This window comes from Streptomyces sp. NRRL WC-3605 (assembly GCF_001509795.1).
GTDB classification, from domain to species: domain Bacteria; phylum Actinomycetota; class Actinomycetes; order Streptomycetales; family Streptomycetaceae; genus Streptomyces; species Streptomyces viridochromogenes.
In genome coordinates this window covers 17,744-38,976 of the sequence record NZ_LLZN01000069.1, presented here as the reverse complement: position 1 = coordinate 38,976, position 21,233 = coordinate 17,744, and the positions used below count along the sequence as shown (strand labels likewise).

At 72.6% G+C, this 21,233-nt stretch carries 16 protein-coding genes and 1 tRNA gene; 7 read left to right on the top strand and 10 right to left on the bottom strand.

The genetic code is table 11. The annotated features are described in order from the left end of the window. The first annotated feature begins 10 nt into the window (after nucleotides 1-10). Together cydD and ADL34_RS23520 are read left to right on the top strand one after the other, a co-directional pair. A complete protein-coding gene (gene cydD, locus ADL34_RS23525; protein WP_062665840.1) occupies nucleotides 11-3,511 on the top strand; it encodes a thiol reductant ABC exporter subunit CydD in 3,501 nt (1,166 codons plus the stop codon). 102 nt (nucleotides 3,512-3,613) lie between these two features. Then, complete coding sequence (locus tag ADL34_RS23520; RefSeq protein ID WP_062665839.1) at nucleotides 3,614-4,687, top strand: M23 family metallopeptidase; 1,074 nt, start codon at nucleotides 3,614-3,616, stop codon at nucleotides 4,685-4,687. Nucleotides 4,688-4,693: 6 nt separating this feature from the next. On the opposite strand, the gene ADL34_RS23515 is transcribed toward ADL34_RS23520, so the two are convergent. The 5 genes from ADL34_RS23515 to ADL34_RS23495 form a co-directional block, all read right to left on the bottom strand. Next, nucleotides 4,694-5,620, bottom strand: coding sequence for an HAD family hydrolase (locus ADL34_RS23515; protein ID WP_199835620.1), 927 nt, complete (start codon nucleotides 5,618-5,620; stop codon nucleotides 4,694-4,696). Between the two features lie 127 nt (nucleotides 5,621-5,747). Next, on the bottom strand, nucleotides 5,748-6,650 hold the full coding sequence (locus ADL34_RS23510) for an LLM class flavin-dependent oxidoreductase (RefSeq protein WP_062665838.1): 903 nt from the start codon (nucleotides 6,648-6,650) through the stop codon (nucleotides 5,748-5,750). 41 nt (nucleotides 6,651-6,691) lie between these two features. Continuing rightward, complete coding sequence (locus ADL34_RS23505; RefSeq protein ID WP_062665837.1) at nucleotides 6,692-7,138, bottom strand: hypothetical protein; 447 nt, start codon at nucleotides 7,136-7,138, stop codon at nucleotides 6,692-6,694. Between the two features lie 46 nt (nucleotides 7,139-7,184). Continuing rightward, on the bottom strand, nucleotides 7,185-7,733 hold the full coding sequence (locus ADL34_RS23500) for an RNA 2'-phosphotransferase (protein WP_062665836.1): 549 nt from the start codon (nucleotides 7,731-7,733) through the stop codon (nucleotides 7,185-7,187). A 158-nt stretch (nucleotides 7,734-7,891) separates the two neighbouring features. Further along, entirely contained in the window at nucleotides 7,892-9,649 is a 1,758-nt protein-coding gene (locus ADL34_RS23495) for an SDR family oxidoreductase (protein WP_062665835.1), read from the bottom strand. Between the two features lie 319 nt (nucleotides 9,650-9,968). Here ADL34_RS23495 and ADL34_RS23490 point away from each other — a divergent pair, with 319 nt between their 5' ends. From ADL34_RS23490 to ADL34_RS23470, 5 genes are all read left to right on the top strand, one after another. Further along, entirely contained in the window at nucleotides 9,969-10,946 is a 978-nt protein-coding gene (locus ADL34_RS23490; protein ID WP_062665834.1) for an ABC transporter ATP-binding protein, read from the top strand. Continuing rightward, entirely contained in the window at nucleotides 10,936-11,868 is a 933-nt protein-coding gene (locus ADL34_RS23485) for a hypothetical protein (protein ID WP_062665833.1), read from the top strand. Before ADL34_RS23490 ends, ADL34_RS23485 begins: the two co-directional genes overlap by 11 nt. Further along, on the top strand, nucleotides 11,865-12,776 hold the full coding sequence (locus ADL34_RS23480; RefSeq protein ID WP_062665831.1) for an ABC transporter ATP-binding protein: 912 nt from the start codon (nucleotides 11,865-11,867) through the stop codon (nucleotides 12,774-12,776). The genes ADL34_RS23485 and ADL34_RS23480 overlap by 4 nt, the downstream gene beginning before the upstream one ends. A 9-nt stretch (nucleotides 12,777-12,785) precedes the next feature. Further along, complete coding sequence (locus ADL34_RS23475; RefSeq protein WP_062665829.1) at nucleotides 12,786-13,505, top strand: ABC transporter permease subunit; 720 nt, start codon at nucleotides 12,786-12,788, stop codon at nucleotides 13,503-13,505. 261 nt (nucleotides 13,506-13,766) lie between these two features. Next, a tRNA-Ser gene (locus tag ADL34_RS23470) sits at nucleotides 13,767-13,851 on the top strand. 216 nt (nucleotides 13,852-14,067) lie between these two features. Here the strand turns inward: ADL34_RS23470 and ADL34_RS23465 are convergent. The 5 genes from ADL34_RS23465 to ADL34_RS23445 form a co-directional block, all read right to left on the bottom strand. Continuing rightward, nucleotides 14,068-14,859, bottom strand: coding sequence for an HAD family hydrolase (locus tag ADL34_RS23465; RefSeq protein ID WP_062665882.1), 792 nt, complete (start codon nucleotides 14,857-14,859; stop codon nucleotides 14,068-14,070). Between the two features lie 65 nt (nucleotides 14,860-14,924). Beyond that, complete coding sequence (gene serS, locus ADL34_RS23460; RefSeq protein ID WP_062665828.1) at nucleotides 14,925-16,202, bottom strand: serine--tRNA ligase; 1,278 nt, start codon at nucleotides 16,200-16,202, stop codon at nucleotides 14,925-14,927. 563 nt (nucleotides 16,203-16,765) lie between these two features. After that, on the bottom strand, nucleotides 16,766-17,698 hold the full coding sequence (gene pheA / locus ADL34_RS23455; RefSeq protein WP_062665826.1) for a prephenate dehydratase: 933 nt from the start codon (nucleotides 17,696-17,698) through the stop codon (nucleotides 16,766-16,768). Nucleotides 17,699-17,874: 176 nt separating this feature from the next. Continuing rightward, nucleotides 17,875-19,188, bottom strand: a complete 1,314-nt coding sequence (efeB, locus tag ADL34_RS23450; protein WP_062665824.1) for an iron uptake transporter deferrochelatase/peroxidase subunit — start codon at nucleotides 19,186-19,188, stop codon at nucleotides 17,875-17,877. An 8-nt stretch (nucleotides 19,189-19,196) separates the two neighbouring features. After that, nucleotides 19,197-21,233, bottom strand: coding sequence for a copper resistance CopC/CopD family protein (locus tag ADL34_RS23445; RefSeq protein ID WP_062665822.1), 2,037 nt, complete (start codon nucleotides 21,231-21,233; stop codon nucleotides 19,197-19,199).

Here is a 21,233-nt window from a genome sequence, read left to right as displayed (position 1 = left end):
TGTGTTTCACGTGAAACCAATCGACCCCCGTCTCCTGCGGTACGCACGCGCCACCCGGCTGTTCCTGATCGCGGTCGTCGCGCTGGGTGCCGTGGGAGCGGGTCTGGTGATCGCCCAGGCGATGCTTGTCGCCGAGATCGTGGTGGGCGCGTTCCAGCACGGCCTCTCCGCCTCCGGACTGCGCACTCCCCTGGCGCTGCTGGTGGCGGTCGCCGTCGGCCGTGCGGTGGTCGCGTGGCTCACCGAGCTCGCCTCCCACCGGGCCAGCGCGGCGGTGAAGTCGGAGCTGCGGGGGCGACTGCTGGAACGGGCGACGGAGCTGGGGCCCGGCTGGCTGGGCGGGCAGCGGACCGGTTCGCTGGTCGCCCTCGCCACCCGCGGGGTCGACGCCCTCGACGACTACTTCTCCCGCTACCTCCCCCAGCTCGGGCTGGCGGTCGTCGTCCCGGTGGCCGTGCTGGCGCGGATCGTGACCGAGGACTGGGTGTCGGCGGCGATCATCGTCGGCACCCTGCCGCTCATCCCCGTCTTCATGATGCTGATCGGCTGGGCGACCCAGTCCCGGATGGACCGTCAGTGGCAGCTGCTCTCCCGGCTGTCCGGCCACTTCCTGGACGTCGTCGCCGGTCTGCCCACCCTGAAGGTGTTCGGCCGGGCCAAGGCGCAGGCCGAGTCGATCCGCCGGATCACCGGCGAGTACCGCCGCGCCACGATGCGGACGCTGCGGATCGCCTTCATCTCCTCCTTCGCCCTGGAGCTGCTGTCGACGCTCTCGGTGGCCCTGGTCGCCGTGTCGATCGGGATGCGGCTCGTCCACGGCGAGATGAGCCTGTACGACGGCCTGGTCGTCCTGGTGCTGGCCCCCGAGGCCTATCTGCCGCTGCGACAGGTGGGCACGCAGTACCACGCGGCGGCCGAGGGGTTGTCCGCCGCGGAGGAGATCTTCGAGGTCCTGGAGACCCCCGCACCCGCCACGGGCGGAGCCGAGGTCCCGCCGGGCGCGGTCACCTTCGACGGCGTCCGCGTCCGCTACCCCGGCCGGACCACGGACGCCGTGTCCGGCGCGTCCTTCACGATCGAACCCGGTGAGACGGTGGCCCTCGTCGGGCCGAGCGGCGCCGGCAAGTCGACGCTGCTGAACGTGCTGCTGGGCTTCGTACCGCCCACCGAGGGCCGCGTCCTGGTCGGGGGAGCCGACCTCACCGGACTCGACCTGGCGCGGTGGCACGCACAGATCGCCTGGGTGCCGCAGCGTCCGCACCTGTTCGCCGGGACCGTCGCCGAGAACGTCCGGCTGGCCCGTCCCGACGCCGACGACGACGCCGTACGGCGGGCGCTGCGGGACGCCGGGGCGCTGGAGTTCGTCGACGCCCTCCCCCAGGGCGCCGCGACCCTCCTCGGAGAGGACGGGGCGGGGCTGTCCGCGGGCCAGCGGCAGCGGCTCGCGCTGGCGCGGGCGTTCCTCGCGGACCGGCCGGTGCTGCTGCTCGACGAGCCCACGGCCGCCCTGGACGGGGCCACCGAGGCCGAGGTCGTGGAGGCCGTGCGCCGGCTCGCGGTGGGCCGGACGGTCCTGCTCGTGGTGCACCGCCCGGCGCTGCTCGGCGTGGCCGACCGGGTCGTTCGGCTGGCGGAGCCCGAGACGTCCGCCCGGACGGACGGCCCGCACCGGGAGCCCGCCGGCTCTCCGGCCGAACGTGCCCTCCCGTCGGACGCCTCCGAGGCCACGGTCGCCGAGGCGCCCCGGGACACGGGCGCCGGGCAGGGTGTCCTCGGCCGGGTGCGTGCGATGTCCGGAGCCCGGCGCGGCCGGCTGGCCCTCGCCCTGCTGCTGGGCAGCCTCGCGCTCGGCAGTGCCGTCGGGCTCATGGCCACCTCCGGCTGGCTCATCTCCCGCGCCTCGCAGCAACCGCCCGTGCTGTACCTGATGGTGGCGGTGACCGCGACGCGCGCCTTCGGCATCGGGCGGGCCGTGTTCCGCTACGCGGAGCGGCTGGTGTCGCACGACGCGGTGCTGCGGATGCTCGCCGACACCCGGGTCGCCGTGTACCGGCGGCTGGAGCGGCTGGCGCCCGCCGGGCTGCGCCGCACCCGGCGTGGCGATCTGCTGTCCCGGCTGGTGGCGGACGTGGACGCGCTGCAGGACTACTGGCTGCGCTGGCTGCTGCCCGCGGGCGCGGCCTTGATCGTCTCCACCGGAGCGGTCGGCTTCACGGCGTGGCTGCTGCCCGAGGCCGGTGCCGTGCTCGCGGCCGGGCTGCTCGCGGCCGGTGTGGGCGTCCCGCTCGTCACGGGCGCCGTGGCCCGACGCGCCGAGCACCGGCTGGCGCCGGCCCGGGGCGTGCTCGCCACCCGGGTGACGGACCTGCTCACCGGCACCGCCGAACTGACCGTCGCCGGGGCGCTGCCCGCCCGCACCGCCGAGGCCCGCCGGGCGGACGGCGTGCTCACCCGGATCGCCTCGCGGGCCGCCACCGCGACGGCCCTCGGCGACGGACTGACCGCGCTGGTCTCCGGGCTCACCGTCGCCGCCACCGCGCTGGTGGGCGCCCAGGCGGTCGCCGCCGGACGCCTGGGCGGAGTGGCGATGGCCGTCGTCGTCCTCACCCCGCTGGCCGCCTTCGAGGCGGTCCTCGGGCTGCCGCTCGCCGTGCGGTACCGGCAGCGGGTGGGCAGGAGCGCCGAGCGTGTCTTCGAGGTGCTGGACGCCCCGGAGCCGGTACGGGAACCGGAGGCGCCGCGGCAGGCGCCCGCCACCCCCTTCCCGGTCGTGCTCAGCGGCCTCACCGCACGTCACGCGGGCCAGGAACGGGACGCGCTCACCGGCTTCGGCCTGGTGCTCGGGGAAGGACGCCGGGTCGCCGTCGTCGGCCCGTCCGGCTCCGGCAAGACGACGCTGGCACAGGTGCTGCTGCGCTTCCTGGACGCGGACGCCGGCGAATACACGCTGGGCGGCGCCGACGCGGCCGCGCTGGACGGGGACGCCGTACGCCGGCTCGTCGGGCTGTGCGCCCAGGACGCGCACCTCTTCGACAGTTCCGTACGGGAGAACCTGCTGCTGGCCCGGAAGGACGCCACCGAGGCCGATCTGCGGGACGCCCTGGAGCGGGCCCGGCTGCTCGACTGGGCCGACGGCCTGCCCGACGGACTGGACACGCTCGTCGGGGAGCACGGCGCCCGGCTGTCGGGCGGACAGCGGCAGCGGCTCGCGCTGGCCCGCGCGCTCCTCGCCGACTTCCCCGTGCTCGTCCTGGACGAGCCCGCCGAACACCTCGATCTGCCGACCGCCGACGCCCTCACCGCCGACCTGTTCGCCGCCACCGAGGGCCGCACGACCGTGCTCATCACCCACCGGCTGGCCGGGCTCGAGGCCGTCGACGAGGTCGTCGTCCTCGACGCGGGACGCGTGGTGCAGCGGGGGCCGTACACGGAACTGGTGGCCGTGGACGGGCCGCTGCGGGCGATGGTGGAGCGGGAGGCCGCGGCCGACCTTCTCGTCGCAGCGGTGTAGCGCCGGGGTGGACGCCCGGATTGCCCCGTCCGCAGCAACGCTTCCCCCGACCGGCGGACGTGAACAGGACCCGGCTCCCGTGCCGGGTCCAGGATCGCTGACATGCGTTCACATCGCCGTCGCCCCCGGGTCGTTCCGGTGCTGCTGTGCGCGCTCGTCCTGCTGGTGTCCCGGCCCGCCGTCTCCGTCGCGGACGACACGGACTCCCCGGGCGGTGACGGCCCCGGCGCGCTCGGGCTGAGCGCCCAGGTGGTGCGGCTGTACGAGGACGCGGCGCTGGCGACGCGGCGGTACGAGCGGGGACGGCAGGAGGCCGAGGCACACCGCGCCCAGGCGCTGCGGATCGAGAAGCTGCTCGACCGTGAGCGGCGGGAGCTCGGTGTGCTGCGCGAGGACCTGGGGCGGATCGCTCGGGCCCAGTACCGCACCAGCGGCGGGATGCCGCTGACCGCGCAGATCGTCCTCGCGTCGAGCCCCGAGGAGCTGATGCGCGGTCAGCACGTGTTCTCCCAGACCAACCTGGCCGTCAACAACGCCATCGAGAAGAGCCGGCGCGCCGAGGACCGGCTGGTGAAGGACGAGGCGCGGGCCGTCACCGCGTGGGAGGGCCTGGAGAGGCGCAACACCGAACTCGCCGAGCTGAAGAAGACGGTGGAGCGCACCCTGGACGCGGCGCGGTGGGAGTTGCAGGGGCAGGCGGACGCCGCCGTGGCGGCCGGGTCCTGCCCCGGCGCCGTACGGCTCGACCAGAAGCGGAAGAAGCTCTCCACCGCATGGGTCACCCCGGTCGAGTCGTACGCGCTGTCGGCGTCCTTCGGCAGCGGCGGGCAGCGGTGGGCCCACCGGCACACCGGGCAGGACTTCGCCGTGCCGATCGGGACGCCGGTGCGCTCGGTCGCGGACGGCCGTGTGGTCAAGGTGTCGTGCGGCGGGGCCTTCGGCATGGAGGTCGTCGTCCTGCACACCGACGGCTACTACACGCAGTACGCGCACCTGGCGTCCGTCGCGGTCGACCAGGGCGAGCGGGTCGACGCCGGCCAGTGGATCGGGCAGTCGGGCACCACGGGCAACTCCACGGGCCCGCACCTGCACTTCGAGGTGCGGATCACCCCGGAGCTGGGGTCGGGGGTGGACCCGGTGCCCTGGCTGAAGGAGCGGGGCGTGCGGCTCGGCTGACGCCGCTCAGGCGTGCTCCGCCAGCAGCCGCTCGATGACGACGGCGACGCCGTCCTCGTTGTTGGCGACGGTCTGGCCGGAGGCGGCGGCGACCGCGTCCGGGTGCGCGTTGCCCATCGCGTAGGAGCGGCCCGCCCAGGTCAGCATCTCGACGTCGTTCGGCATATCGCCGAAGGCGACGACCTCCTCGTGCGAGATGCCGCGTTCGGCGCAGCACAGGGCGAGGGTGCTGGCCTTGGAGACGCCGGGGCCGCTGATCTCCAGCAGGGCGCTGGGGCTGGAGCGGGTGACGTCGGCACGGTCCCCGATCGCGATCCGGGCGAGGGTCAGGAATGCGTCGGGGTCCAGTGTGGGGTGGTAGGCGAGGATCTTCAGCACCGGCTCGGCGGCACCGGGGCCGTCCGCCGCCAGGATGTCCTCGGCCGGGGCCAGCTCGTCCGGGGTCTCCATGTGCAGCTTGGGATAATCCGGCTCCTGGTGGAAGCCGTAGGTCTGCTCGACCGCGTAGACCGTGCCCGGCGCCGCGTCCCGCAGCAGCCGTACGGCGTCCAGCGCGTTCTCCCGGGCCAGCTCGCGGACCTTCACGAAACGGTGGGCGCCGGGTCCGCCGTGCAGGTCGACCACGGCGGCGCCGTTGCCGCAGATCGCCAGGCCGTGACCGTGGACGTGGTCGCTGACGACGTCCATCCAGCGCGCGGGGCGGCCGGTCACGAAGAACACCTCCACGCCCGCCTTCTCGGCGGCGGCCAGCGCGGCGACCGTGCGGGGGGAGACCGACTTGTCGTCCCGCAGCAGCGTGCCGTCCAGATCGGTGGCGATGAGTCGCGGGCGGACGACGGGCCGATCGTCCTGCCCGAGCGAGGTCGAGAGCGCGGGGGACGCCGGGTTCTGGGGCTGTCGAGTCGCTGAGGTCACCTGGTCATTCTCCCGCATATGCCTGCACGCCCGTGCAGGAGTCCGCACATCTGATGCGGTACCTGAGGAGATACCGCCCCTGCGGGCACCGGCGGGACCGCCCGCACCCGTACCGTCGCCCGGGCTCGCGCCCCGATCGCCCGGCTCACCGGAGCTGGGCCTCCGCCTCCATGGCGATCTGTTCGAAGACCTTCATGTCGGCCGCGAAGTCCGAGTCGGGGATCGGCCAGTGCACCACGATCTCCGTGAATCCGAGCTCCCGGTGACGGCCCGCGAAGTCCACGAACGCGTCCAGCGACTCCAGCGGACGTGCCCGGTCCGGGGTGAACCCGGTCAGCAGCACCTTGTCGAGCGAAGCCGTGTCCCGGCCGGCCTCCATGCACGCGTCGCCCAGCTTCTCGATCTGCCCGCGAATGGCTTGAACCGACTGCTCGGGAGTGCCGCTCTCGTACAGCTTGGGGTCGCCCGTGGTGACCCACGCCTGCCCGAACCGCGCCGCCAGCCGCAGTCCGCGCGGCCCGGTCGCGGCCACCGCGAAGGGCAGCCGGGGGCGCTGCACACAGCCCGGGATGTCGCGCGCCTCGTGCGCCGAGTAGAACTCGCCCCGGTACGACACCGAGTCCTCGGTGAGCAGCCGGTCCAGCAGCCCCACGAACTCGGCGAACCGGTCGGCGCGCTCGCGCGGCGTCCAGGGGTCCTGGCCCAGCGCGGTGGCGTCAAAACCGGTGCCGCCGGCCCCCACCCCGAGGGTGACCCGGCCGTCCGAGACGTCGTCGAGGGAGATCAGTTCCTTGGCGAGGGTCACCGGGTGGCGGAAGTTCGGCGAGGTCACCAGCGTGCCCAGCCGCAGCCGGTCGGTGACGGCCGCGGCGGCGGTCAGCGTGGGCACGGCACCGAACCACGGCCCGTCCCGGAAGCTCCGCCAGGACAGATGGTCGTAGGTGTAGGCGGCGTGGAAGCCGAGCTCCTCCGCCCGCTGCCATGCCTCGCGGCCTCCTTCGGACCAGCGGCGGTACGGGAGGATCACGGTGCTCAGGCGCAGACTCATGCGTCGAGCGTATGCGGCCCTGCTGGTTTCACGTGAAACGGTCACCGCACGCGCGCGCTCAGCCACGGAGTGAGGCTGAGCATCGGCAGGAACTCCCGGTGCGTACGGTCACCGGGCAGCGGCACGATCAGGAAGTGGCCGGGCGGGAAGCGGCGGGCCCGGACATGGGCGAGGCCGTCGTAGAGGGACCGGACGAAGGCGGGGACGTCGTCACGGTCGACGTCCGGGCAGTCGACGCCCTCGACGGTGACGAGCGCGTCGTCGTCCGGATAGAGCCGCACGCTGACGCGGGGAGAACCGTCCAGTTCGACATACGCCTCGTGCGGCAGCGAGCCGTCCGGGTCCATGGTCACGCCGACCCCGGCGGCACTGCGCCGGGACGTCTGGTCGGCGCCGATGTCATGGGTCACCTCGATGGCACGGTCGTATGCGGTGGCGAGGGCGCGCAGCGCGGTGACGGCGGACTCGGTGGTGGGGAAGTGGTCCATACCACCGATCATGCAGGAGGAGCCGGCCACGCGGGGCGGATCGAGGTCAATGCGCCTCGGGGAACCGCAGGTACTCCGGCGGCACGGCCTTCGTCAGCCAGACCCCGTTGGCGCTGACGTGGAAGACATGCCCGTCGCGGTGCATGGCGCCGGCGTCCACGGAGAGCACGACGGGGCGGCCGCGCCGGGCGCCGACGCGGGTGGCGGTGTCGCGGTCGGGCGACAGATGCACGTCGTGCCGGTTCATGGGCCGCAGCCCCTCGGCGCGGATCGCGTCCAGATGAGCGGCCACGGTCCCGTGGTACAGGTACGGCGGCGGGGTCGCCGGGGGCAGCCCCAGGTCGACCTCGACGCTGTGGCCCTGGCTGGCGCGGATGCGGGTGCCGTCCACGGCGAACCGCTTCTTGTCGTTGGCCGCGACCACGTGGTCCAGCTCGTCGCGGGTGAAGGGGAAACCGTGCGCCCTCGCGGCGGCGATCAGCGTGTCGATCTCCACCCAGCCGCCCTCGTCCAGCGTGAGACCGATCCGCTGCGGCTGGTGGCGCAGATGCTTCGACAGATACTTGGACACCTTCACGGTGCGTCTTTCGTCCATGCCCACCAGCGTGCCGGGAGCGGCACGAATCACGCGAACGATTTCGCGCGGGAGGTTTGATCCACAGCCAAGTGCGGTTATCCACAGGGGATTTGGCGGTGCTGTGGAGAAACAGGCGCCCGGGCCAGGGGTGTTGGGAGACGGAACCGGCCACCCGCCTACAGCCGTGGCTCCACGCGCGCGATCCTGCGCAGCGCCCTCGGGGCGAACCGGGCCAGCAGATACGAACCGCGGGCCTCCGGCGTCACCGGGACCACCGCGTCGCCCCGTACCACCGCCCGCAGGATCGCGTCGGCGACCTTCTCCGCCGGGTAGTTGCGCAGGCCGTACCAACGCGCCGACCGCTTCCGCAGCCGCCGCTCCTCCTCGGCGTCCACCCCGGCGAAGCGCGCGGTCGAGGTGATCGGGGTGTTGACGAACCCCGGGCAGATCGCCGTCACGCCGATGTCCTGTCCCGCCAGCTCCGCGCGCAGGCACTCGCTCAGCATCAGCACGGCCGCCTTGGAGGTGCTGTAGGCGGGCAGCGCCCTCGACGGCTGGTACGCGGCGGCCGAGGCGACGTTGACGATGTGGCCGCCCTGCCCCCGCTCGGCCATCTGTTTCCCGAACAGCCGGCACCCGTGGATGACGCCCCACAGATTGACGTCCAGGACCTGCTTCCAGTCCTCCGGGGTCGTGTCGAAGAAGGAGCCCGCCAGACCGATCCCGGCGTTGTTCACCAGGACGTCCACCACGCCGTACTCGGCGGCGACCTTCGCGGCCAGCTTCTCCATGGCCGGCCCGTCGGAGACGTCGGCCGTCTCGGCCCAGGACGCGGGCGCGCCCATCAGCCGGGCCGTCTCGGCGGTCGTCGCGGCGGACTCGGCGTCCCGGTCCACGGCCACCACACGCGCCCCGGCCTCGGCGAACGCGTACGCCGTCGCCCGCCCGATGCCGCTGCCCGCGCCGGTGACCAGCACGAGCTGCCCGCCGAAGCGGTCAGCGTGCTTCCCGCTCGCCGGCGTCTCCTTGGGCCGCCCGTCCTCCACCGACGTCACGAACTCCGTGATCCAGCCGGCCAGCCGGTCGGGGCGGGTGCGCGGTATCCAGTGCCGGGCGTCCAGGGTGCGCCGGGTCAGCCGCGGCACCCACTGCTCCAGGCCGTCGTACAGCCGCTCCGACAGGAAGACGTCCCCGAGGGGCGTGATGAGCTGCACGGGCGCGTGCGCGTAGGCGTCCTCGCGCGGGCGGCGCAATCGCGCCCGGACGTTGTCCCGGTACAGCCACGCTCCGTGGGCCGCGTCCGACGGCAGGGACGGGGTCGGGTAGCCGTCGCCGGAGACCTTCTCCAGGCGCTCCAGCATCCGCGGCCAGCGCCTGCCGAGGGGGCCGCGCCACGCCAGCTCCGGCAGCACCGGCGTGTGCAGCGCGTACACGTACCAGGACTTGGCGCCCTGCCCGAGCAACTGCCCGATCCGGCGCGGGGTGGGACGGCGCAGACGCCCGCCGATCCAGTGGCCGAAGTGGTCCAGGGACGGCCCCGACATCGACGTGAAGGACGCGACACGGCCCTCGGTGCGCCCGACGGTGGTGAACTCCCAGCCCTGCACCGAGCCCCAGTCGTGCCCGACCAGATGCACCGGCCGGTCCGGGCTGACCGCGTCCACCACGGCCAGGAAGTCGTCCGTCAGCTTCTCCAGCGTGAACCCGCCGCGCAGCGGACGCGGCGCCGTGGAATGGCCGTGGCCCCGGACGTCGTACAGCACGACGTGGAACCGCCCGGCGAGCCGCACGGCGACCTCGGACCACACCTCCTTGCTGTCCGGGTAGCCGTGCACGAGAACCACCGTCGGCCGGGCGGGGTCGCCGAGCTCGGCGACGCACAGCTCGACCCCGCCGGTCGCCACCCGGCGCTCACGCGCACCCTGAAGGGTCACTTCTCCTCCGCCCCGCGCCGCACCCGCGGCAGATCGTCGTCCGGCCCGCGTGCCCCCGCGAGCCGCCGGGAACACACCCGTCGGCCCCGGTCGCGGTACGTGCCCGTAGCGTGACACCGGCGAATCTGACACCTGTTGGAGATCGCGTCAATAGCGCCCCCCGAGCCTGTGGAAAAGCCGCGCCTTGGGGAAAATCAGGGCTCGGCGCGTTCGACCTCAGGGTGATCCCCGGGGCGGCGTAGTCCTGGAGTCTGACCCCGAAACAGCTCTGCGGGGTGACGACCGGCGTGGTGCGGGTCACTACCTTCGTGGTGTGACTGTGATCGCGACCGAAAGCCTGAGCAAGCGGTTCCCCAGGGTGACCGCGCTTGACCGGCTGACCATGGACATCGGGCCCGGGGTGACCGGACTCGTCGGGGCCAATGGAGCCGGCAAGTCCACCATGATCAAGATCCTGCTGGGTCTGTCCCCCGCGACCGAGGGCCGTGCCGAAGTGCTCGGACTCGACGTCGCGACCAAGGGCGCCGCCATCCGCGAGCGTGTCGGCTACATGCCCGAGCACGACTGCCTGCCGCCCGACGTCTCGGCCACCGAGTTCGTCGTGCACATGGCCCGCATGTCCGGACTGCCGCCGACCGCCGCGCGCGAGCGCACCGCCGACACCCTGCGCCACGTCGGCCTGTACGAGGAGCGCTACCGCCCCATCGGCGGCTACTCGACGGGCATGAAGCAGCGCGTCAAGCTCGCGCAGGCGCTCGTCCACGACCCGCAGCTGGTCTTCCTCGACGAGCCGACCAACGGCCTCGACCCGGTCGGCCGCGACGAGATGCTCGGCCTGATCCGCCGCATCCACACCGACTTCGGCATCTCGGTCCTGGTCACGTCCCACCTGCTGGGCGAACTGGAACGCACCTGCGACCACGTCGTCGTCATCGACGGTGGCAAGCTCCTGCGCTCCAGCTCCACCACCGACTTCACCCAGACCACCACCACCCTCGCCATCGAGGTCACCGACAGCGACGAGCACCCGGACGGCACCCGCGCGGTGCGCGACGCGCTCCACGCGCGCGGGGTCGACGTCCTCGACGGCAGCGGCGGCCTCCCCGGCGCCGGGCACATCCTGCTGCTCACCGCTGAGGGCGACGAGACGTACGACCTGGTGCGCGACCTGGTCGCCGACCTCGGCCTCGGCCTGGTCCGCATGGAGCAGCGCCGGCACCACATCTCGGAGGTCTTCCAGGACGGCGACCAGGCCGCCGGCGCACAGCGAAAGGAGGCGGTCGGCCATGGCGGTTGAGCAGCCCGTGGGGACACCGGTCCCGCAGCAGGGTGACCAGACCCGGATCCACAACATCGGCTACCGCAGCTACGACGGCCCCCGCCTCGGCCGTTCGTACGCCACCCGCTCGCTGTACTCGCAGTCCCTGCGCGGCGCCTACGGCCTCGGCCGCTCGGTGAAGTCCAAGGTGCTGCCGATGCTGCTGTTCGTGGTGATGTGCGTGCCCGCGGCCATCATGGTGGCCGTCGCGGTCGCCACCAAGGCCAAGGACCTACCGGTCGACTACACGCGTTACGCGATCATCATGCAGGCCGTCATCAGCCTGTACGTCGCCTCGCAGGCACCCCAGTCGGTCTCCCGCGACCTGCGCTTCAAGACCGTGCCGCTGTACTTCTCGCGGCCCATCGAGACCGCCGACTACGTCCGGGCGAAGTTCGCGGCGCTGGCCTCCGCGCTGTTCATCCTGACCGCGGCCCCCCTGCTGGTGCTGTACGTGGGCGCGCTGCTGGCCAAGCTGGACTTCGCCGACCAGACCAAGGGATTCGCGCAAGGACTCGTGTCGGTGACACTGCTCTCCCTGCTGTTCGCCGGCATCGGCCTGGTCATCGCGTCGGTCACCCCGCGCCGCGGCTTCGGCATCGCCGCCGTGATCGCCGTCATGACCATTTCCTACGGCGCGGTCTCCACGCTCCAGGCCATCGCCGACGCGCAGAGCCTCGGCGAGGAGGGCGGCAGCGGGGCCATCGCCTGGATCGGGCTGTTCTCGCCCGTCACCCTCATCGACGGGCTGCAGTCCGCCTTCCTCGGCGCGACCTCGGCGTTCCCGGGCGGAGTCGGCCCCAGCAACGGCGAGGGCGTCGTCTACGTCGTCGCCGTCCTCGGTCTGATCGCAGCCAGCTACGGCCTCCTGCTGCGCCGCTACAAGAAGGTGGGACTGTGACCACGCTCCAGATCGACCACGTCTCCCGCTGGTTCGGCAACGTGGTCGCCGTCAACGACATCACCATGACGATCGGCCCCGGCGTCACCGGCCTGCTCGGCCCGAACGGCGCCGGGAAGTCCACCCTCATCAACATGATGGGCGGCTTCCTCGCCCCCTCCAACGGCACCGTCACCCTCGACGGGCAGCCCGTGTGGCGCAACGAGGCCATCTACAAGCAGATCGGCATCGTCCCGGAGCGCGAGGCGATGTACGACTTCCTCACCGGCCGCGAGTTCGTCGTCGCCAACGCCGAACTGCACGGTCTGGGCGCCAAGGCCGCCCAGAAGGCGCTCGCCACGGTCGAGATGGAGTACGCGCAGGACCGCAAGATCCAGACGTACTCCAAGGGCATGCGCCAGCGCGTGAAGATGGCGAGCGCCCTCGTCCACGACCCCTCGCTGCTGCTGCTCGACGAGCCGTTCAACGGCATGGACCCCCGCCAGCGGATGCAGCTGATGGACCTGCTGCGCCGCATGGGCGACGAGGGCCGCACCGTGCTGTTCTCCTCCCACATCCTCGAGGAGGTCGAGCAGCTCGCCTGGCACATCGAGGTCGTGGTGGCCGGACGGCACGCGGCCAGCGGGGACTTCCGCAAGATCCGCCGCCTGATGACCGACCGTCCGCACCGCTACCTGGTGCGCTCCAGCGACGACCGCGCCCTCGCGGCCGCGCTGATCGCCGACCCGTCGACGTCCGGCATCGAGGTCGACCTGGCCGAGGGCGCGCTGCACATCCAGGCCGTCGACTTCGGCCGGTTCACCGCCCTGCTGCCCAGGGTGGCGCGCGACCACGGCATCCGCCTGCTCACGGTCTCGCCGTCGGACGAGTCCCTCGAGTCCGTCTTCTCGTATCTGGTCGCGGCGTAGGAGGCCAAGATGTATGACCCCACAGTCGCCCGGCTCACCTATCGAGCCCTGCTCGGCAGGCGCCGGGCCCTCATCCTGGGCGCGCTGCCGCTGCTGCTCGTCGTGATCGCCGTGGCCGTCCGCGGTCTCGCGGGAGCCGACGACCAGACCGCGTCCGACCTGCTCGGCGGGCTCGCGCTCGCCACCATGGTGCCGATCATCGGCGTGATCGCCGGCACCGGCGCCATCGGCCCGGAGATCGACGACGGCTCGGTGGTGTACCTGCTGTCCAAGCCGGTGAAGCGGCCCACGATCATCTTCACCAAGCTGATCGTGGCGATCGCGGTGACGATGGTGTTCTCGGCCCTGCCGACGTTCATCGCGGGCTTCATCCTCAACGGCAACGGCCAGCAGATCGCCGTCGCGTACACGGTGGCCGCGCTCGTCGCCTCCATCGCCTACGCCGCGCTGTTCCTGCTCCTCGGCACGGTCTCCCGGCACGCCGTGGTCTTCGGCCTCGTCTACGCGCTCGTCTGGGAGGCGCTGTTCGGCTCCCTGGTGCCGGGCGCGCGCACCCTGAGCGTCCAGCAGTGGTCGCTGGCGGTGGCGGAGAGGGTCGCCGGCGGCGAGATGGTCACCTCGGACGTCGGCCTGACGACGGCCACGGTGCTGCTGGCGCTGGTGACCGTGCTGGCGACCTGGTACGCGGGCCAGAAGCTGCGCTCCCTGACCCTCGCCGGCGAGGAGTGAGCGTCTCCACGCTTATTCGGTGGCGCCCGAGTCGGCGTCCCGGCACCATGGTTGTGCCGAGGACGCCGGCCGGGTCCGGCGCCACCGTCTGGGAGAGGAGCTGAGCGATGTCCCTGCACGACAGTCCGTTCAGCTCCCGTCAGGGCGGCCCGCGGCGGGTTCCGGTGTAGTTACCCCACCGTCGAGCCCGCTTCCGCAAGGGAGCCGCCCGGGGCGGCCGCTTCGAGCACGCGATGTCGCTCTCGCGTGGGCCGCCCACCCGGAGGATTGGCCGAGTGGTAAGGCACCGGCTTGCTAAGCCGTGGTCGGGGGAGACCCCGCGCACGTTCGATCCGTGCATCCTCCGCGAGACGTTGTCACTGGGACTGAGCCGCGTAAGCCGTGGGGGCGCGGTCGAGGGGTGACTGCGGGTCTGTTGTGGCTGGTCGCGCAGTTCCCCGCGCCCCTTGGGGCGGAGTAGTTGCCCGAGGGGGCGCTGCGGGGCGGCCTTTGCGGTCGAGAGTTGGCTGCGGGTCTGTTATGGCTGGGCGCGCAGTTCCCCGCGCCCCTTCGGGCGGGTCGGTCAGCCGAGGAGGCGTTCCAGGACGAGCGCGATGCCGTCCTCGTCGTTCGACGCCGTGACCTCGTCCGCGACCGCCTTGAGTTCCGCGTGGGCGTTGGCCATGGCCACGCCGTGCGCGGCCCACGCGAACATCGGGATGTCGTTCGGCATGTCGCCGAAGGCGATGGTCTCCGCGGCCTTCACGCCCAGCCGGCGGGCGGCCAGGGACAGCCCGGTCGCCTTGGACAGCCCCAGGGGCAGCAGCTCCACGATGCCCTCACCGGCCATCGCCACCGTCACGAAGCCGCCCGCCGCCCGGCGGGCCGCCTCGGCCAGCTCGTCGTCCGACAGCTCGGGGTGCTGTATGTAGATCTTGTTGAGCGGGGCGCTCCACAGGTCGGACGCGTCCGTGAGCGGCGTCGAGGGCAGCGCGCCCGTGAGCGCGTACCCCGGGCCGACCAGCACGTCCCCGTCCAGGCCGTCCCGGCTCGCCGCCAGGTACAGCGGGCCGACCTCGGCCTCGATCTTGGCCAGCGCGACACCCCCGAGCTGCCGGTCCAGCGTCACGGACGTCAGCAGACGGTTCTCACCGGCGTGGTACACCTGCGCGCCCTGCCCGCACACCGCGAGGCCCTGGTAGCCCAGGTCCTGAAGGATGTGCCGGGTCCACGGGACCCCGCGGCCGGTGACGACGAGGTGCGCGGCGCCCGCCTCGGTGGCCGCGGCGAGCGCGTCACGGGTGCGCCGCGACACCGAGTCGTCGGAGCGCAGCAGCGTCCCGTCGAGATCGGTCGCGACCAGCTTGTACGGCAGACCGTCACGGCCGGCCGGGAGACCGGCCGCGACGCCCTCGGTGCCGTCGGCGCAGGCGGTGCCGCTCACTTGGCCACCGGCTCCAGGACCTCGCGGCCGCCCAGGAAGGGGCGCAGGACCTCGGGGACCCGGACGGAGCCGTCGGCCTGCTGGTGGTTCTCCAGCAGGGCCACGATCGTGCGCGGGACGGCGCACAGGGTGCCGTTGAGCGTGGCCAGCGGCTTGACCTGCTTGCCGTCACGGACGCGGATCGACAGGCGGCGGGACTGGAACTCGGTGCAGTCCGAGGTGGACGTCAGCTCGCGGTACTTGCCCTGCGTCGGGATCCACGCCTCGCAGTCGAACTTGCGGGACGCCGAGGAGCCCAGGTCGCCCGAGGCGACGTCGATGACGCGGAACGGAAGCTCCAGCGACGTCAGCCACTGCTTCTCCCACTCCAGCAGGCGCTGGTGCTCGGCCTGGCTGTCCGCCGGGTCGACGAAGGAGAACATCTCGACCTTGTCGAACTGGTGCACGCGGAAGATGCCCCGGGTGTCCTTGCCGTGCGAGCCGGCCTCACGGCGGAAGCACGGCGAGAAGCCCGCGTAGCGCAGGGGCAGCTTGTCGGCGTCGAGGATCTCGTCCATGTGGTACGCCGCCAGGGCGACCTCGGAGGTGCCGACCAGGTAGAGGTCGTCCTTGTCGAGGTGGTAGACGTCCTGGGCGGCCTGGCCGAGGAAGCCGGTGCCGGCCATGGACTGCGGGCGCACCAGCGCGGGCGTCAGCATCGGCGTGAAGCCGGCCGCCGTGGCCTGGGCCATCGCGGCGTTCACCAGGGCGAGTTCCAGGAGGGCGCCGACACCGGTGAGGAAGTAGAAGCGGGAGCCGGAGACCTTGGCGCCGCGCTCGACGTCGATCGCGCCGAGCAGGGAGCCGAGCTCCAGGTGGTCCTTCGGCTCGAAGCCCTCGGCGGTGAAGTCGCGGATCTCGCCGTGCGTCTCCAGCGTGACGAAGTCCTCCTCGCCGCCGACCGGGACGTCGGGGTGCACGAGGTTGCCGAGCCTGGCCAGCAGCTCCTGGGTCTCGGCGGCGGCGGCGTCGCGCTCGGCGTCGGCGGCCTTGACGTCGGCGGCCAGCTGGCTCGCCTTCTTCAGCAGCTCCGCCTTCTCGTCCCCGGACGCCTTGGGGATGAGTTTGCCGAGCTGCTTCTGCTCGGCGCGGAGTTCGTCGAAGCGGACGCCGGACGACCTGCGCCGCTCGTCGGCGGACAGGAGGGAGTCGACGAGGGCGACATCCTCTCCACGGGCGCGCTGCGAGGCGCGCACTCGGTCGGGGTCCTCACGGAGCAGGCGAAGGTCAATCACGTGCCCCAGGCTACCGGGGCACGGGAGGCGCTCACGACTCACTATTCCGGAACACGGCTTACGTTGCGTTACGGGCGAATTGCGAGCCGTGTCAATAAAGTGTGCCCGGCTCCCTGGAAGAAGCACTTGCGGGGCGGCCCGTTGACTGGATTCCCTTGCGGGGAGCGGGACTTGGAGCGTTCTTGTCCACAGGAATCCCCAGGCTGCGAAAAGTTATCCACAGGCTGTGTGGAAGAACTGTGGATGTCGGAATCGATCACTCCGTAAGACGGCGACCACGTCGAGGATTCCCGGGGTAAACCCTCCCCACCCGCACCTTTGGGGGGAAAGTGGTCGCCCCAAAGGGTGGCGCAAGGGAAAAGGGTGGACGAAGGGTGATGTGCACGAAGGTGGATGGAGAGGGCCGCTGAGGACCGATTTGTCGACAGACTCACCCTTGTCTGTCGACTTGTCCCCAGGTCGAGATGCAGACCTGTGGAAAACTCCTGTGGATAACGACTATCAGCAGGTAGGACCGGCCGCGATCGCAGGGGAGTGCTGCGGTCGGCCCGCCACCGCGTCGCTCAGAACCGCCCGTCCTGGCAGCGCGCCACCCAGTCCGCCGCCGCCACGAACTCCTCGTCCGACGTTCCGAGACGCGGCCGCTCCACGTCCGCCGGCGTCAGGTCCGCCCGCGGATACGAGCCGAGGAACCGCACCTGCAGACAGATCCGCTTCAGGCCCATCAGCGCCTCCGAGACCCGGCGGTCGGAGATGTGCCCCTCGGCGTCGACGCAGAAGCAGTAGTTGCCGATGCCCGCGCCTGTCGGACGGGACTGGAGCAGCATCAGGTTGATCCCGCGGGTGGCGAACTCGCCGAGCAGGTCCCGCAGCCCACCGGGGTGGTCGTCCCGCTGCCACAGCACCACCGACGTCTTGTCCGCCCCGGTCGGCGCGGCGGGCCGGGCGGGCCGGCCGACCAGCACGAACCGCGTCTGCGCGTTCTCCGCGTCGTGGATCTCCGTCTCCAGCGCCTCCAGGCCGTACCGGGCGGCGGCGAACTCACCGGCGAACGCGGCGTCGTACTGGCCCTCCTGGACCAGACGCGCGGCGTCCGCGTTCGACGCGGCGGACTCCCAGTGGGCGTCCGGGAGGTTGTTCTTCAGCCAGTTGCGCACCTGGGGCTGCGCCGCCGGATGAGCGGAGACCGTCTTGATGTCCGAGAGCTTCGTGCCGGGCCGGACCAGCAGCGCGAAGGTGATCGACAGGAGCACCTCGCGGTAGATCATCAGCGGCGCGCCCGCGACCAGTTCGTCGAGCGTGGTCGTGATGCCGCCTTCGACGGAGTTCTCGATCGGCACGAACGCGGCCTCCGCGTCGCCGGCGCGAACGGCGTCGAGCGCGGACTGCACGGACACGTACGGGATCAGCTCCCGGGTCGCGGCCTCGGGAAGCGTGCGCAGGGCGACCTCGGTGAAGGTGCCCTCGGGGCCCAGATAGGCGTAGCTCGCTGGCATGACCTCACCCTAATGGGCCTGGCGGAGCCGGGCGTGCGCCTTCCGGCACCGCCCACCCGCGAGGGCGACACCGCGTCCCGCCGGACCCCGGCGCACGGCTCCTCACCCTCAGCAGCCGCTGCCCCACGCACTCGGCTCACTCCCCCGAGCAGCCGCTGCCCCACGTACTCGGCTCCTCACCCCTCCAGCAGCCGCTGTCCCACGTACTCCCCCTCGGCCGCCCCGCCCGGCACCGCGAACAGGCCGCTGGCCTCGTGCCGGATGTACCGCGACAGCGCGTCGCCCCGGTCGAGCTTGCGCTGGAGGGGGACGAAGCCGCGCAGCGGGTCGGCCTGCCAGCAGATGAAGAGCAGACCGGCGTCCGGCACCCCGTCGGCGTCCATGCCGTCGTGGTACGAGAAGGGCCGGCGCAGGATCGCCGCCCCGCCGTTCTGGTCGGGCCGGGTGATGCGCGCGTGCGCGTCGAGCGGCACGACCAGGTTCCCCGCGCGGTCCGTCTTCTCCAGGTCCATCTCGGTCGTCTCGGTGCCGCCGGTCAGCGGCGCCCCGTCGGCCTTGCGGCGCCCGATGACGTCCTCCTGCTCCTTGACGGAGAGCTGTTCCCAGTCGTCGAGGAGCATCCGGATCCGGCGTACGACGGCGTAGGAGCCATTCGCCATCCACGCCGGGTTCCGCGAGCCGGACTCCGGGACGAAGATCCGCCGGTCGAAGTCGGCGTCCGAAGGCTTCGGATTGCGGGTGCCGTCCACCTGGCCCATCAGGTTGCGGGCCGTCATGGGGTGCGCGGTGGCGCCGGGGGACCGGTTGAAGCCGTTCATCTGCCAGCGGATCCGGGCGGCCCGGCCCGCGTCCTTCTGGATCGCCCGCAGCGCGTGGAAGGCGACCAGCGAGTCGTCGGCGCCGATCTGCACCCACAGGTCGCCGTTGCTGCGTGCCCTGTCCAGCCGGTCGGAGGAGAACTCCGGCAGCGGGTCCAGGGCGACCGGCCGCTGCTTCTCCAGACCGGTGCGGGCGAAGAAGCTGTGCCCAAGACCGAAGGTGATCGTCAGGGAGGACGGTCCCGCGTCCAGGGCGACGCCCGTGTCGTCCTGCCGGGCGCCCTCGCCCGCCATCAGCCGCCGGGCCGTCTCCGACCAGCGGCGCAGCAGAGCCGCCGCCTCTTTGCGCCCGGCGCCTGCCGCCAGGTCGAAGGCGACGAGATGACCGCGGGCCTGGAGCCGCTGGACGATGCCGGGCTGATGTTTCCCGTGAAACATCACCTCCCCCGACCCCAGCGAGCTGAGCGGGGTCGCCCCGGCCGGACGGGCGGCGTATCCGGCCGCCCCGCCCGCCGCGCCGAGCACCAGGCCGGTCGCCCCGGCGGTCCCGAGCAGCCGGCGCCGCGAGAGCCCGCCCGTGGCCGGGCTCCCGGCGGCGCCCTTGTCCGGGGTGTCCGGGGCGGCGACGGCCTCGGCCTGCGTACGGGCCTGGGGGATGGACTGGTCGGTCATGGTGCGGTTCAGCCGATCTGCGCGTTCTTGGAGACGGTCGCCTGGTCGATGTCGGAGGTGCGCACGGTCACGGCGACCTTCCACTCGCCGGCCATCGGGATCTGCACCCCGCTCGCCGACCAGTGTCCGGTGGAGATGTGGTCGGGGACGACGGGCAGCGGCCCGATGTCCTGGGACTCCAGGGTGAAGGCGATCTTCACCTCGGGGATGTCGAAGGCGCGTCCGTTGGGCCGCAGCACGTAGACGTGCATCTCGTTGGAGCCCGGGCGCGCGGGATCGAGGTCGATCCTTACGACGCCCTTGCCGTCCTCGCCCCCGGTGTCGAAGGACATGTCCAGGGTGAGCGCCCCGGCGGCGTTCGCGTCGGCGGTCGCGGACGAGGTGGCCGCGGCGGCCTGCTCCTCGGTACGGCCCGGCTCGGTCGACGTCAGCATGGTCGTGACGGCGAGCAGGACGACGGCGACGCCCGCCTCGGCGAGCACCGAGCGGCGCAGCCCGAAGCGGTTCGGGTCGGCGTCGCGCTCCCGCTTGCGCCGGGCGGTGTCGATGGCGGCCCGCTGCCGGGCGAGCTGCGCGGCCCGCTCGGAGTCGCCGTCCGCGCCGGCGGAACCGGCCCCGGAGGCATCCCCCGCCCCGGAAGCGGAACCGGCCCCGGACGCGCCCTTCGCCGTCGTGGAGGCACCGGCACCCGTGGCGACGTGCTCCTTCTCGGCCTCGTCAGCCGTCACCCTCCCGGCGTCCGCCTCAGCCACGTCGGCCTCAGCCACGTCGGCCTCAGCCACGTCGGCCTCAGCCACGTCGGCCTCAGCCACGCCGGACTCCGCCAGCCGTCCCGTCCACCGGCGCGAGATCCACGCGATGCCGACCAGCAGCACCACGAGCCCGATCTTGATGAGCAGCAGCTGCCCGTACCGGGTGCCGGTGAACGCCGACCACGATCCGAGCTGCCGCCATGACTGGTAGACGCCGGTCGCGACGAGCGTCAGCACGCTGCCGAACGCCAGCTGCGAGAACCGCCGTACGGCAGCCGCGTCCACGGGCGTCTCCGCGGGCGCCCGGTACAGGGCCACCAGCAGCGCGGTCAGCCCGCCCAGCCAGCCCGCGACGGCCAGCAGGTGCAGGACGTCGACCGGCATGGCCAGCCCCGGCTGGAGCCCGGTCGAGGCGTGCTCGGACATCGCCCAGCTCGCCGCGAGCCCGGACGCCACGACGGTCCCGCCGATCGCGAGCCCGAAGGTGAGGTCCCGCTTCTCCTCGTCGTCCCGCTTGTCGTACGCCCCGAACAGCACCGCGATGAACAGCGCCGCCGCGGCGAGCAGCAGCAGCCGTGAGACGAGGGCCGCGCCGGTCTTGGTCTGGAGGACCTGTCCGAGCAGGTCCAGGTCGAAGATGTCGCCGACCTTCCCGCTGCCGGTGTAGGAGCCCCGCATGAGCAGCAGCCCGAGCGTGGCCGCCGTCAGCGCGAGCCAGCCGGACACCACGAGCCGCTGCACCGACCGCACGGCCGTCCCCCGCCGCCAGCAGCCGAGCACGAACGCGGCGCCGCCGACGAGGACGATGAACCCGGCGTACGACACGTACCGGCCGAAGCCGTAGAGCACGCCGACGACCCCGCCGCCCGCGGTCTGCCCGTCGACGGAGACGGAGGTCTGGGAGGGCGCGCCGATGGAGAAGGTGTAGGCCCCGGCGACGGGATGGCTGTCCTCGGACACGACCTGGTAGGTGACGGTGTACGTGCCGTCGGGCAGACCGCCGTGCAGCTTCACGGCGTAGGTCGTCCCGCCGGTGCCGGCGGGGTCGCCGCGGTCCACGCGCTTGCCCTTGGGGTCGAGGACCCGCAGGGAGTCGTCGGACAGGGCGACCTTCTCGGAGAAGGTCAGCGAGACCTGCTGCGGTGCCTTGCCCACCACCGCCCCCTGCCGGGGGTCGCTGCCGGTCAGCGCGGCGTGCGCGGAGACCGGGCCGGCGCCGGCGAGGAGCAGGCCGGCGGCGGCCACGAGCAGCAGCACCAGTGTCCGGACCCGGGGGGCGATGGTTGACGTCAA

Coding starts and splice junctions, on each gene's coding strand:
- ADL34_RS23520 (WP_062665839.1), top strand. CDS start 3,614: ATGCGTTCACATCGCCGTCGCCCCCGGGTCGTTCCGGTGCTGCTGTGC.
- ADL34_RS23505 (WP_062665837.1), bottom strand. CDS start 7,138: ATGGACCACTTCCCCACCACCGAGTCCGCCGTCACCGCGCTGCGCGCC.
- ADL34_RS23510 (WP_062665838.1), bottom strand. CDS start 6,650: ATGAGTCTGCGCCTGAGCACCGTGATCCTCCCGTACCGCCGCTGGTCC.
- ADL34_RS23500 (WP_062665836.1), bottom strand. CDS start 7,733: ATGGACGAAAGACGCACCGTGAAGGTGTCCAAGTATCTGTCGAAGCAT.
- ADL34_RS23515 (WP_199835620.1), bottom strand. CDS start 5,620: ATGCGGGAGAATGACCAGGTGACCTCAGCGACTCGACAGCCCCAGAAC.
- efeB (WP_062665824.1), bottom strand. CDS start 19,188: ATGACCGACCAGTCCATCCCCCAGGCCCGTACGCAGGCCGAGGCCGTC.
- ADL34_RS23475 (WP_062665829.1), top strand. CDS start 12,786: ATGTATGACCCCACAGTCGCCCGGCTCACCTATCGAGCCCTGCTCGGC.
- pheA (WP_062665826.1), bottom strand. CDS start 17,698: ATGCCAGCGAGCTACGCCTATCTGGGCCCCGAGGGCACCTTCACCGAG.
- ADL34_RS23485 (WP_062665833.1), top strand. CDS start 10,936: ATGGCGGTTGAGCAGCCCGTGGGGACACCGGTCCCGCAGCAGGGTGAC.